Annotated in this window: 9 protein-coding genes; 5 read left to right on the top strand and 4 right to left on the bottom strand. The window is 46.9% G+C overall.

Annotation, left to right across the window (positions count from 1 at the left end):
* Positions 1–181: 181 nt before the first annotated feature.
* Positions 182–1,519 (bottom strand): NADP-specific glutamate dehydrogenase, encoded by a 1,338-nt coding sequence (gene gdhA / locus DQN52_RS00425; RefSeq protein WP_003787270.1) that lies wholly within the window; start codon positions 1,517–1,519, stop codon positions 182–184.
* A 221-nt stretch (positions 1,520–1,740) separates the two neighbouring features.
* Between gdhA and DQN52_RS00430 the strand changes: the two genes are divergently transcribed.
* From DQN52_RS00430 to DQN52_RS00440, 3 genes are all read left to right on the top strand, one after another.
* A complete protein-coding gene (locus DQN52_RS00430; protein ID WP_003787268.1) occupies positions 1,741–2,697 on the top strand; it encodes a YheT family hydrolase in 957 nt (318 codons plus the stop codon).
* Positions 2,694–3,512 (top strand): squalene synthase HpnC, encoded by an 819-nt coding sequence (gene hpnC / locus DQN52_RS00435; RefSeq protein WP_003787265.1) that lies wholly within the window; start codon positions 2,694–2,696, stop codon positions 3,510–3,512. Before DQN52_RS00430 ends, hpnC begins: the two co-directional genes overlap by 4 nt.
* 153 nt (positions 3,513–3,665) lie before the next feature.
* A complete protein-coding gene (locus DQN52_RS00440; protein WP_080561234.1) occupies positions 3,666–5,783 on the top strand; it encodes a M3 family metallopeptidase in 2,118 nt (705 codons plus the stop codon).
* A 42-nt stretch (positions 5,784–5,825) separates the two neighbouring features.
* Here DQN52_RS00440 and mnmG read toward each other — a convergent pair whose 3' ends face one another.
* Positions 5,826–7,712: a tRNA uridine-5-carboxymethylaminomethyl(34) synthesis enzyme MnmG gene (mnmG, locus tag DQN52_RS00445; RefSeq protein ID WP_019389758.1), complete on the bottom strand. Its 1,887-nt coding sequence runs from the start codon at positions 7,710–7,712 to the stop codon at positions 5,826–5,828.
* A 305-nt stretch (positions 7,713–8,017) separates the two neighbouring features.
* Positions 8,018–12,517, bottom strand: a complete 4,500-nt coding sequence (locus tag DQN52_RS00450; protein ID WP_003787260.1) for a pilus assembly protein — start codon at positions 12,515–12,517, stop codon at positions 8,018–8,020.
* 240 nt (positions 12,518–12,757) lie between these two features.
* On the opposite strand from DQN52_RS00450, the gene DQN52_RS11055 reads away from it, so the two are divergent.
* Positions 12,758–13,021, top strand: a complete 264-nt coding sequence (locus DQN52_RS11055) for a transposase (protein WP_071461654.1) — start codon at positions 12,758–12,760, stop codon at positions 13,019–13,021.
* The gene (locus DQN52_RS00460) at positions 12,918–13,349 is read left to right on the top strand and encodes a transposase (RefSeq protein ID WP_111694396.1); all 432 of its coding nucleotides are present in this window, start codon (positions 12,918–12,920) and stop codon (positions 13,347–13,349) included. Before DQN52_RS11055 ends, DQN52_RS00460 begins: the two co-directional genes overlap by 104 nt.
* Before the next feature lie 31 nt (positions 13,350–13,380).
* Here DQN52_RS00460 and DQN52_RS00465 read toward each other — a convergent pair whose 3' ends face one another.
* Positions 13,381–14,088 carry an SAM-dependent methyltransferase gene (locus tag DQN52_RS00465; RefSeq protein ID WP_003787259.1) on the bottom strand — a complete coding sequence of 236 codons (708 nt, stop codon included), beginning with the start codon at positions 14,086–14,088 and terminating at the stop codon, positions 13,381–13,383.
* Between the last annotated feature and the right edge of the window lie 102 nt (positions 14,089–14,190).

The following is a 14,190-nucleotide window of genomic DNA, read 5'->3' on the forward strand; positions in this document are numbered from 1 at the left end:
TGGTCATTTAAAAAATAAAATTTGATATGAGTCAAACTGTATCAATCTTTCATAACTTAATCAAGATTATTTTTTACTTAAATTAACAAAGCAGCCTGCACATTCAATCAACATAAACAAAGACAAAGCAGCCTGCACTTTTTATCAACAAAGTGCAGGCTGCTTTTTTATTTAGATTAGATTACACGATACCTTGTGCCAACATTGCTTCTGCCACTTTTTTGAAGCCTGCAATATTCGCGCCGTTTACATAGTTGGTGTAGCCGTTTTCTGTACCGTTTGCGACACAGTTTTCGTGAATGTTTTGCATAATGCCAAACAAACGCGCATCGACTTCTTCGCGCGTCCAAGACAAGTGCATGTGGTTTTGGCTCATTTCCAAGCCAGATGTTGCCACGCCACCTGCGTTAGACGCTTTGCCTGGTGCGTACAAGATTTGCGCTTTGATAAACGCTTCCACCGCACCCAAAGTAGATGGCATGTTCGCGCCTTCTGCCACGCATTTCACGCCGTTTGCCAACAAGGCTGCTGCGTCTTTTTCGTCCAACTCGTTTTGAGTCGCGCAAGGCAATGCCACATCGGCAGGCACGCCCCAAGGACGTTGGTCAGCAAAATAAGCCAAGCCTTGTTCTTTGGCATACACAGACAAACGCTCGCGGCGCACTTCTTTCAGCTCAATCAACGCTGCTAATTGCGCTTCGGTCATGCCGCTGTCTGGGAATTGTACAAAGCCGTTCGAATCGGAAACGGTCAGCACTTTTGCGCCCAACTGGATAGATTTTTCCGCTGCGTATTGCGCTACGTTGCCCGAACCTGAAATCAACACACGTTTGCCAGCCATGCTGTCGCCTTTGGTTTTGAACATGCTGTCAGCAAAATAAACCGTGCCGTAGCCTGTTGCTTCTGGGCGAATCAAGCTACCGCCGTACGCCAAGCCTTTGCCTGTTAATACAGATGTAAATTCGTTGCTCAATTTTTTGTATTGACCAAACATATAGCCCACTTCGCGTCCGCCCACGCCAATGTCGCCTGCGGGTACATCTGTGTCTGCGCCAATGTGGCGATACAATTCGCTCATGAACGCTTGGCAAAAACGCATCACTTCTGCGTCTGATTTGCCTTTCGGGTCAAAGTCCGAACCGCCTTTGCCGCCGCCCATAGGTAAAGTGGTCAAAGCATTTTTGAAAACTTGTTCAAACGCCAAGAATTTCAATACGCCCAAATCCACAGTTGGGTGGAAACGAATGCCGCCTTTGTATGGACCAATGGCCGAGTTCATTTGTACGCGATAGCCACGGTTTACTTGCACATTACCTTTGTCGTCTACCCAAGACACGCGGAACATAATCACACGTTCTGGCTCAACAATGCGTTCTAACAAGCCTTGTTGCGTGTATTTTGGATTTTTTGCCAAAAACGGTTGCAGGCTGCCAAACACTTCCTCTACTGCTTGGTGGAATACGGTTTGATTTGGGTCGCGCTGTTTGATTTTTTGAAACAAGGTGTTTAAATCGCTCATAGAAGTTCTCCAAAAAGGTGGGTAAAAGAAAAAGCAGCCTGCACAATGCTTGATAGCTGTTATTATTTGACATAGCGCGATAGTGTAGCAACTTCGTTTTGTTTATACCAGCTATGTTAGAAAAAATATTCTATGTGAATGTTTTTAAATGCTGAATAGATGTGCAGGCTGCTTGAATCCTTTATACTTCGCCTACTCACATCAACTCAATCACACAAATCATGTCCACTTTTCAAACTTTTTTAGACCAAATTCCGCCACTTTTGCCGCCACGCTGGTTGCAGGGCGGCAACAAAGAAACGCTGTATGCCAAATCCTTGCAACGCACCGCGCCCCATTATCGCCGCGAATTGATTGCCGATAGCTATGGCGAAGACCTTGCCGCCTACGATTTTATTGACGCACCACAAGACAACGCGCCTTGCGTGGTGTTGCTACACGGTTTGGAAGGCAGCAGTCGCAGCCATTATGCGGTGGAATTGATGCACGCGGTGCAAGCTGCTGGTTGGCATGGCGTGGTGGCGCATTTTCGCAGTTGCGGTGGCGTGGCAGCAAAGCGTTTGTATCACAGCGGCGACACGCGCGAAGTGGCGCATATGCTCCATGTGTTGGCGCAACGCTACGCGCAGTTGTATGTGGTGGGTGTATCGTTGGGCGGCAATGCGTTGGCAAAATATTTGGGCGAACAGGGTAACAACACGCCCGTGCAGGCTGCTTGTGTGGTGTCATCGCCCGTAAACCTCAATGCCGCTGGCGATGCTTTGGAACGCGGTTTGCCGTATGTGTTGTACACACCGTATTTTTTGTCCACGCTCATGAAAAAAGTCCCCAAAATCGCAGGCGCAAAAATCCGCAGCTTGGGTGCGTTTGACAATGCCTACACCGCACCGATTCACGGTTTTGCCGATAAAGATGACTACTACACACGCTCGTCTGCCCTGCCCTATTTATCGCGCATACGCATTCCCACGCTGCTGCTCAACGCGCAAAACGACCCATTTTTGCCTGCCACTTATTTGCCAACCGAACGCGATGTATCGCCCCAAGTTTGCCTATTGCAACCCAAGCACGGCGGACATTGCGGCTTTGTTGGCGGCAATGGGCGCGGACATTTAAACTGGCTGCCCAACACTTTGCTAACCTTTTTTCGCTGTCATCAACAAGGACAATTCACATGAGCGCACCCAATCATTACGAAAATTTCCCAGTCGGTTCAATCTTGCTGCCACGCCGATTGCGCCGACCCATTCATGCCGTCTATGCCTTTGCCCGATTTGCAGACGATTTGGCAGACGAAGGCAACGCCACGCCCGAACAACGACAAAGCAGCCTGCACGAATTGGTGCAAGAACTAGACCGCATTGGCGCAGAGCAAACCCCACAAACCGCTTTAATGCAGCGTTTGCAGCGTGAAGCGATTGCGCCCTTTGCCCTGCCTTTGCAACCGTTTTACGATTTGCTGTCGGCGTTTACCCAAGACACACACAAATTGCGTTACCAAAATTTTGGTGAATTGGTATATTATGCCAAGCGTTCTGCCAACCCAGTTGGGCGGATTATTTTGCATTTGTATGGCGAACACGATGCCAAATCCATTGCCCAAAGCGATGGCATTTGCACCGCCTTGCAGCTCATCAATTTTTGGCAAGATGTAGCGATAGATTGGCAAAAAAACCGCGTGTATTTGCCACAAGAAGACATGCAAAAATTTGGCGTATCCGAAGACGATTTGCGTGCAGGCTGCTTATCGCCATCGCTCAAAAAATTGTTGAAATACGAATGCGATAAAGCCAAAAAAATGCTGTATGCAGGCGCACCGTTGGGCAAAACCTTGCGTGGGCGATTGGGTTTTGAATTGCGATTGATTGTGCTGGGCGGCGATACTATTTTGCAGAAGTTGGCACAAAATCAGTATGATATTTTCAACAACCGCCCTGTGCTAACGTGGCGCGATTATGTATTTATGCTTAAACGCGCTTGGCAGAAGAAGTAACTACTGTGCACTGCCCCCTCCTGTGGGAGAGGGGCAGATTCTCAGTTATCGCAACGTTGATGCAATTTTGAACGATTACGTTGTGTAGATATCTTATCTATGGTCGCGACCCAACAAAAACCGTTTGTATTCATCACAACAAGGACTCCCATCATGCAAAGACGAACTTTCCTAAAAATCAGCGCGTTTGCTTTGGCGGCGGCGCATTTTCCAGCGTTTGCTCAATCGCCCAAACATAGCAGCTATGCCATTCCAGCCGCGTTACAAAACAACCCCTTGTTGGATTTTTCCGATTTGCCGCGCTTTTCGCAAGTGCAGGCTGCTCACGTTGTACCAGCCATTGCCTTTTTGATTAAGGAATATCGCCAACAAATTGAACAGTTATCCAAGCAGCCTGCACCCACTTGGGACAGCTACTACTTGCCACTGGCGGATTATGGCAACCGTTTAAGCCGCGCATGGTCAGTCGTATCGCATTTGCATTCGGTGCGCGACACGCCCGACTTTCGCACGGCGTACAGCCAAGCCGAAAACCAATACAGCGATTTTGATAGCTGGGCTGGTATGCACCAAGCATCGTATCGCGCCTTTTTGCAACTGAAAAAGCAGCCTGCACTCAACGTCGCCCAAACCAAAGCGATTGACGATGCTTTGTTGGGATTTAAATTATCGGGCGTAGCACTCAATGCCGCCCAGCAACGCCGTTTTGCCGCCATCAATAAACGCCTTGCCGCGCTATCCACCCGCTTTGATAACCAAGTCAAAGATTCGCGTATGGCATGGGAAAAAATCATCAGCAATCCAAACGATTTGGCTGGCTTGCCCGAATCGGCATTGCAGGCTGCTTTGGAATCGGCAAAAAGCAAGGGCAAAACGGGCTATCGCTTTACTTTGGATTACCCCAGCTACATCGCCATTCAAACCTATGCCAAAAACCGCAGTTTGCGCGAACAAAGCTATCGCGCCTACATGACGCAAGCCAGCGCAGGCAAAACCAACAACTCGCCTGTGATAGACGAAATTCTAAAATTGCGCCAAGAGCAGGCTGCTTTGCTCGGCTTTAAAAACTACGCCGAATTGTCGTTGGCAACCAAAATGGCAGAAAGCCCCACACAAGTGCTGGATTTTTTGAACGATTTAGTCCAAAAAGTCCGCCCCAAAGCCGTGCAAGATTTAGCGGATTTGCGCGACTTTGCCGCCGAAAAAGGCGAACCGACCGAGCTGCAACTGTGGGATTTGAATTACCTTGCCAACCAAATGAAAGCGGAGCGTTATTCGGTGGACAAAGAATTGCTGCGACCGTATTTCCCCGAACAGCGCGTATTGGCAGGTTTGTTTGACATCGCGCAACGCTTGTTTGGCATCAAAGTGCAGGCTGCTTCGGCAGATGTTTGGCACGAAGATGTACGTTTTTACCGCGTATTCAATCAACAAAATCAACACATCGCATCGTTTTATACCGATTTGTATGCGCGAGAACACAAAAACGGCGGCGCGTGGATGAACGGCTTAATAGACCGCGCCAAATTGTCCGATGGCAGCCTGCAACTGCCTGTTGCCTTGTTGGTGTGCAATTTTTCTCAACCTGTGGCAGGCAAACCGTCTTTGCTGCTGCACGATGAAGCGATTACGCTGTTCCACGAATTTGGGCATTGTTTGCACCATATGCTGACGCAAGTTGATGTGGCAGCGGTGGCAGGCACAAACGGCGTCGCTTGGGACGCGGTGGAATTCCCCAGCCAGCTGCTCGAAAATTGGTGTTGGAATGCCGATGCCTTGCCGCTCATCGCCACGCACTACGAAACAGGCGAACCTTTGCCAGCGGAATGGCTACACAAAATCTTGTCCGCCAAAAACTTCCAAGCAGGACAATTTATGTTGCGCCAGTTGGAATACGGCTTGTTGGATTTCCGCTTGCACACGCAAACGCAACACCCAGCCAACGCCGCCACACGCGTGAATGCCAGCATTCAAAACAGCGTTGCCGTGTTGCCCGAACCTGCGTGGGCAAGACGCGCCAACACGTTCTCGCATATTTTTTCGGGCGGCTACGCGGCAGGCTATTACAGCTATATGTGGGCAGATGTGCTTGCCGCCGATGCGTTCACGCGCTTTGAGCAAGACGGCGTGTTCAACCGCAGCACAGGCAAAGCATTTGCCGATAGCGTGTTGGCAGCAGGCGGCTCGGTGGCAGCAATGGAGCTGTTCAAGCAATTCCAAGGACGTACGCCCGATGCGACTGCGCTGTTGAAGCAGAATGGGATTTTGTGAATAAAAGCAGCCTGCACATATTTGCAGGCTGCTTTTTTATGCTTACTTCGCGTCCTTAAACCCACGTCTCAAATGTACCATCAACAAAGCCACACTCGCTGGCGTAATCCCTTGAATGCGTGATGCTTGTCCAAGCGTTTCAGGTTTGTGGGCGTTCAGTTTTTGTTGGACTTCCGCCGATAAACCTTTCACTTTCGCGTAATCAATATCGGCTGGCAGTTTCATCGTTTCAATGTCTTTGCGTTCAGCAATTTCATCGTTTTGGCGGTCAATATAGCCTTGATATTTCACTTGAATTTCCACTTGCTCTACCACGTTGTTGGGCAACGGATTTTCAGGCAGCGCGTTGGGCAAAGTCATCAAGTTCGCATAATTCAAATTCGGACGGCGCAATAAATCGTGCAAATTCGCTTCACGGCTTAATTTTTGTCCAAATACGCGCATTTGTTCGCTTTCAGACAGCTTTTGTGGCGTGTACCAAGTGCCACGCAAACGCTGAATTTCTTGTTCAATTTGTTCGCGCTTGGTATCAAACGCTCGCCATTGTTCTTCCGACACCAAACCAATTTGATAGCCCAATTCCGTCAAACGCATATCCGCATTGTCTTCGCGCAACTGCAAACGGTATTCCGCACGGCTGGTAAACATACGATACGGCTCGTTTACGCCTTTGGTAATCAAATCATCAACCAACACGCCCAAATACGCTTGTTCGCGTCTCAACAACAAAGGGTCTTGTTCGCGGATAAATTGCACCGCGTTTGCGCCTGCCAACAAGCCTTGCGCGGCGGCTTCTTCGTAGCCTGTTGTGCCGTTGATTTGTCCTGCAAAAAACAGCCCTGCAATGGTTTTGGTTTCCAAGCTGGCTTTGAGATTGCGTGGGTCAAAATAATCGTATTCAATCGCATAACCTGCTCGCAAAATATGTGCGTTTTCCAAGCCTTTCATACTGCGAACCAAGCCAATCTGAATATCAAACGGCAAACTGGTGGAAATGCCATTCGGATAATATTCGTTGGTGGTCAAGCCTTCGGGTTCTAGGAAAATTTGGTGGCTGTCTTTGTCGGCAAAACGATTGATTTTGTCTTCAATAGACGGACAATAACGCGGCCCTACGCCTTCAATTTTGCCTGTAAACATCGGGCTGCGGTCAAAACCACTGCGGATAATGTCGTGGGTTTGCTCGTTGGTATGGGTAATCCAGCACGAGATTTGTTGTGGGTGCATCGCCGCATTGCCGCGCACGGAAAACACGGGAACAGGCGTATCGCCTGCTTGTTCAGTCAATTTTGAAAAATCAATGGTTCGTCCGTCAATACGCGGTGGCGTACCTGTTTTCAGTCTGCCTTGTGGCAAATTCAATTCGCGCAAACGTCCGCCCAACGATTGAGCGGCAGGGTCGCCAGCGCGTCCACCAGCATAATTATTTAAACCAATATGGATTTTGCCTGATAAAAATGTACCAGCCGTCAAAACCACCGCTCTCGCCTTGAACTCAACGCCCATCGCGGTAATCACGCCCGAAATACGGTCGCCGTCCAACGTAACATCATCAACCGCTTGTTGGAACAATTCCAAATTCGGTTGATTTTCAAGCATATGGCGAATCGCTGCTTTATACAAAATGCGGTCGGCTTGGGCGCGAGTGGCGCGGACGGCTGCGCCTTTGCTGGCGTTTAAATGGCGAAATTGAATGCCCGACATATCGGTCGCCAACGCCATTGCACCGCCGAGCGCGTCCAATTCGCGCACCAAATGCCCTTTGCCAATACCGCCAATAGACGGATTGCACGACATTTGTCCGAGCGTTTCAATATTGTGAGTGAGTAATAGCGTTTGTGCGCCCATGCGAGCAGCGGCGAGTGCGGCTTCCGTGCCAGCGTGTCCGCCACCGACTACAATCACATCGTAGGTTTTTGGGTAAATCATGTTTTTGTACCTGTTTATATTGCAAGCAGCCTGCATTCAGAAAAGTGCAGGCTGCTTTATGTTATAGTGAATTAAATTTAGATTAGTACAGCGTTGCCAACTCCCTTATGTACTAGGTTGTACACGGCGGTCGTTGTCGCCTTGTCCTAATCTAAATTTAATCCACTATATTTATAAAGAAATTAGAGCGGATTTTACGCGATTTTGGCTAAAAAAGCAGCCTGCACTTTAAGTCTGACCAAAATATGACAAAAAACGGCACTTGCTTTTTACACAAGTGCCGTTTGTTTTTCAGCTAATCGCGATTAGAAAATCTCGCGCCAAGATACACGTTTCACCACAGGGTCGCTGGTAATATTGTCTTTTGGCATTTGAATCATGTTACCCATACTGTTGATACCGCCAACAATACGACCGAACTCGGTAGAAACTTCGGTTAAGCGAGTCAAAATACCAGCCTGACCAGCCACAGATACCAAAGTATCTGCTTCGGTAAACTTACCATCGCCGTTTGTGTCATAGATAGGTTTGTTGTACACACCACCATTGAACACATTAACTGACAACGAATAAGTCGAACCGTTTTCGGTACACATATTACCAGCACTAGCCACATCGGTCGCCAACGGATTCACTGCGCTAAACTCTGCAACACGTTTGCCGCGAATCGCACTCTTATCGATACTCAGCCAGTTTTTTTGCAGTTTCAACTTCCAACCTTGATGCTGGTTGGTAATTTGGTTATTCGTAACCGTATAGAACACAGTTTGTGGCACGCTATCTGGAACAATTTTCTCATTCACGCTTTGTTGCAACAAGTTAGTGCTATCGTCAATCAATGCACCGCTACCAGTTGGCGTGCGGTTATCGCCGATTTTGCTCTCGATAATGCCGTATGCGTAGTTTTGTACTGTTTTGGTTGTACTAGGCAAATCGCTCTTGTTGAAGTAGCGACCAGTAATAAACACAACATACGTTTTACCACCTACGATTTGTGCAAAAGGCGCACCCACAATAGACGTGTTGTCTGCTGTTTTGAAGATAGGCAACGCATTATTTGCGCTATCCACATAACCTGCTACAAAGCGACCTTCAGCATTTTGCGATACCTTCCACAGCTTGCCTTCTAAATCGCCTGCATACACAGCTGCAACGGTGCGTGCTTCGGTTTGGTAAGCAAACAATTCACCTACACCACCTTTACCCAACTTGATGCGATACCAGTTTTTACCATTTTGCCATGGGGCAGTATTGTTGGTATCTTCACTCCATGGTTCATTTGCACCCTTGTTCAATTTCAGAATATAGATGTAACCAGTGTCTTCGCTTGCGTTATAACCACCACTCACAATCGCCACAGGTGTGCCTGTATTGTCATGCGTGATAATTGGTGCAAACAAGCTCTTACCCAAACCAGCATCTGTGAATTCCCACAGCATATCTTTGGCTTCCAAAGTAGTTGGGTCAGTCAAATCCAACGCATACACGCTGTTACCACCGCGACCTGCTGTGCCAACTACTACCGTATGCGCCTTGCCATCACCCTTGCCATTACCCGTGTCAAAACATACTTCAGAAGTAGCGGCAATACCGTCATTCATAAAGAAATGGCTGTAATTTGGCGACGCATAACGTGCCAACTGACTCAACGCAGTTGATGGCATATACGATGCAATTTCCTGACCTGACGAGTTCAACACATAGAACATACCATCATTGGCTGCTACCACATGGCGATTTGCACGCGAGCTAATATTGGCAGATGCAGGATAAGTACAGCTACCTGCCACGGTGCTAACGCTGCCTGTGCGTGATGGAATGGTTACTACTGGCGAGTTAATCACTGTACCCATCAAATGATTTGGACGAATACGGAATTTTCTGCCATTTTCATACGTTTTCGCACCCAAAGCGTAGTTAATCAAATCTACTGCATTTGAATCATTCACGACTGCTGCAACCTCAGAATTGTTGTCTGCCAAACGAACTGCACTGCTATTGGCACTGGCACGAGTAAACACTTTGCGTTTTTTCCAGTTATCTGAACTATGGAATGCAGCCTGCAATTTTTCGCCAGCCGACCATTTTTTCTCGTACTCCAACTTATGACCTTTTAAGGTTGCTTCCAATCCCAACACATCGCCCGATGCTACTTTAACACGCGCACCATCTACCACAGTGGTTGCGTCGCGGAACACGGATTGCAACAACATAGTTTTACCGCGTTCTGACAAAGGTTTGGTGCTAGTTGTGCCCAAGCTGGTTGCAGAAGGTGCTTCGGCTGTGGCTGTGGCTTCAAACGCACGGTTCAATGCTGCTACCATTGAAGTTGGGTTGTTGGCTACCGCAAAGTTCTGTGGCGTACCATTAGACACCGCTGGTGCTTCAAACGCCGACACTTTATCCGAAGCAGAAGTTGCTTCCCATTCGCCTTTATCAGGTACACCATTATTATTTAAATCGTTGAAGCCACCGTATTTGGCTGCCAACCAATAATTATTATTTTCAGATTTAAATTTACCATCCTCAACCGTATCAATCATAAAGCTACTTAAACGCTTACCAAAATTCTGCTGCAAATCGTTGGTTCGACCCCACAACGCCAATGCCGCCATTGCACCACCTGGTGATGCATCTGCACCCCAGTTGTCATTCCACCAACTCAACCTAGGTTCGTTTGGTCTGATTTTCTCGTTAATCAAGTTACGCACATGAATGTCTTGGTCGTCATCCACATTGGAATCGTATGACGTATTCCAACCGCCAGGCAATGAAGCATCAGCGTGGGTATTGGTATCACCAATATAGATAATATAGTTTGGACGACACACGTTATCCGCTACATTCAAAGTAGTGTTGTCGCTGAACACGTTTAATGGGTTATCCCAATTGTCGGCAATCAATGGGAAGTTATCGCGAACCTCTCTTGTAATATTGCTACGAGTCGCTTCTGCTAACTTGGTTTTGTACAACGCTGGGAAACCTTTATTACGCAAATAGCGCAATGCGGTGTAATACAACTCTGCACCAGGGTCATTGGTTTTGTAGTTGTTATAATCACCAAACTTGTTCAGATAATTAATCGTGCCCGAATTGTCAAAATTAGAAGATGGCAAGTTTTTATCGCCTGTATTAACCACAAATGCCTGCGCTGCTGTTTCTTCTGCATTGCGGTCTGGGTTCACATAGAACTGACCTGTTTTTGGGTTAATCTCTTCTTGGTATTTTACAGCTGGTCCTGTTGCCGTTGCCCCATCTTTATTTGGATTGGCGATATAACGCATACGGCTACGTAACACACCACCACTCACGGTATTACCTGCAATATTGGCGTAACCAAATGCTGCAAAACGCATGGTTGACGCGTTTTGTTGCATCAAACCTTCTGGCTTATACGAACCAGATGGCTGACGCACGCAGTTGGCTTCCAATTTGCCTGGCACACACGCTTCTACGGTTACTTGATAAGGCATTACACGCGATTTAACAGGCGCCCAATAGCGACCATTTTGACCATCGTTGATGTTACCAATCCAAGTAACACGACTCCACCAATCGGTGTGTGGACTCCACTTATCCCGACTAAACACTTTATGATACCAACCCCCATGTGATTCGTCATAAACAGCACGGCGGAAATCCACGCCAAAACCAGAGTTACGTACAAGCAATGGGCGACGAGTCGCCAATATAACTCTACCTGTCATTGCCTTAATGCTGGTTTGTTGAGTTTCCTCTTCCCACCGCCCTATTGAATTCAACCCAATACGATATGCGTATGGGTGTGGAATATAACCCTTGTATAAGAAAAACTTATTACTTGGCAATTCCTTACCACGATCCGCCAAAAGAGGATTATCTACTGCATAATCATGTGGCAAGACTTTTTTAATATTGGCTTCACTTAAAGCCACTGTACGCTGCATATAGTGCGCATTTTGTTCACGCACCACATTAGCACGGCGCAAGAACGTTTGCGTTTGCGTATCGCCTGCCTCATAAGCGGTTGTGTCTTTTGCAACACCCAGCGCACGGTTACCACCTGTCATCGCTTGACGGAAAATATCAATCGCCGACATGGTTGCCCAGTTCATGAAGTTACCACTAAATTCATTTGGACCATCACAAACACCCACCATGCCATTGCTTGTACTGGCGGTTCGTGTTGGTTGGAAATATTCTCGCTCTTTCGTTTCATATCTATGATTAACTGCACCACTGGTACCCATACTATCATCCGAACCAGCATCCATACTATCATGCAAGAAGAATTCTTTCTGTCGTATTGATTCATAAAGCATATTGTTGCTGCGTACTGAATCCGGAATACTGAGTCTGCGTCCATCATAATAGACTATCCATGGGCGCCGTTTACCCGCCAACGCTCGCGTACCATCGGGCGCAAGTAATGGTCCATTCTTACCCTTGGATACATTATCCGAGCCACTGTATTGACTATAACCATTATCAGCAAACGCCTTCATACCGTCTGGGTCATTTGGCGCAACGTATTTATAGCATTTGGTGTTGTCGAAATAGCCCAAAAAGGTTTGGCTCATCATGGCATCAGTAAATTCGGTTGCTGTAGAATACGCCGCACCTGCAGTTGGAAACTCCACCGACAAAGCCAATGTTACGTTTGGTCCGTAGGTTTTTTGAATACCTGTTAATGATGAATTAGAAAACTGGGTATTGTTTTCTGCTTGGGCATAAAAAGGCAAGGATAGCAAAGGAAAGGCTACCCACAGCATTTTATTGAGCTGGCGCAGTTGCGTTGAAATGCGCTTTTTGCTTGCTGGCTTCATTTATGACGCTCCTTGATAGAATGTTGAATTAAAATGTTTAAATATGCTTTTCTTTGATTTATCTGGGTTATAGCAAACCAAATCGTGCATTTTTAAGGGTTAAAGATTGATTAAGCAATATCTTTTCCACTTAATCTTAAGTGGCGTTATTTTAGCATATTTTCTATGCAAATCTTATTTTTAAATGCAGGCTGCTTGGTTTTTTTGAACCTGTATTCACAAAAATGATAAAATATCTTTATGACTAGAAAATCCTACCCAACAGACTTAACAGATGCCCAATGGCAAGCGATTGAGCCATATTTTAACCAGCTACGCCACTACAAATGGGATAAACGTCAATTAGTGAATGCCGTTTTGTACATGACCAAAACAGGTTGCCAGTGGCGTATGCTGCCCAATGATTTTCCACCTTATTCAACCGTATGGAGTTTCTATCGCAGAGCCAATCAATCAGGCTTATGGGATAGAATTCTTTTGGCATTGGTTCAAAAAAACGTTTAATCCATCAAAAACAAGCAAAGCAGGTATTTTTGTAGCAAAAAAAGCGTTTGAGACCTATCCGAGTTTAAAAGGTTTCTGTGCAGACGCAGGTTATCGGAATACATTTGAGCGTGAAGTATCAGAGCAATTGGGTTTAACTGTTGAGATTTCAAAGAGAATTCAAGATATTTCTTGGCATATTCTGCCCAAACGTTGGATTGTAGAACGAACGTTTGCATGGTTAGGTTGGTCTCGACGTTTAGCAAAAGATTTTGAGCAGACGAATTTATCTGCTGAAAATTTTGTTAAACTAGGGTATATTTCACAAATATTAAAATTTATCAAATAGTTGTTTGTGAATACAGGTTCTTTGATTTATGTCACTCCGCGTGCAACACAAACATGGTCGGGCGTTTTTTTAGCACAGGCAGTTCGCGCATTTTGCGCCAATCGACAATGCGTTGGCTGATAATCAACTGGGTTGGCAAAGTCAAATCGCTGGCAATGCACAGGCGTGTGTTGGGGTGCAGGCTGCTTATGGCATCGGCAAACAAAGCATCGTTGCGATACGGCGTTTCTATAAACAACTGCGTTTCGTTGGCTTGGCGTGAACGCTGTTCCAAATCACGCAAGCAGCCTGCACGTTGGTCTTTGTCGGCTGGCAAATAGCCTTTGAACGCGAAACATTGACCATTCGCCCCCGATGCCATGAGTGCGAGCAAAATGCTGGACGCGCCTATCAATGGCTTCACTTCAAAGCCGTGTTCGTGTGCCAGTGCGACTAAATCTGCACCAGGGTCGGCAATGGCTGGGCAACCTGCTTCGCTGATTAAACCTAAATCGCGCCCTTCGTGCAGGGGTTGCAGCAGTTGAGCGACTTCGGTTTTGGGCGTGTGTTCGTTGAGTGGGCGTAGGCTTAATTCACGGATTGGTTTGTGCAAACCCATGTGTTTGAGATGTGAACGCGCGGTTTTTTCGGCTTCTACGACAAAATCGGTGATGTGTTGGATTTGGGCTTGTTCGTGGGGCAGCAGGCTGAGGGTGTCTGCTGCGCCCAATGGTGTGGGGATTAGGTATAGAGTGGGCATGGTGTTACTCTGTTGTGAAAAAAGGAAATTATAGTGCAGGCTGCTTTATATGAACAATTTGCACCTTGATACGATGCAGGCTGCTTGCGTTATAATTTGCAC

This window comes from Kingella kingae, assembly GCF_900475905.1.
Taxonomy (GTDB): domain Bacteria; phylum Pseudomonadota; class Gammaproteobacteria; order Burkholderiales; family Neisseriaceae; genus Kingella; species Kingella kingae.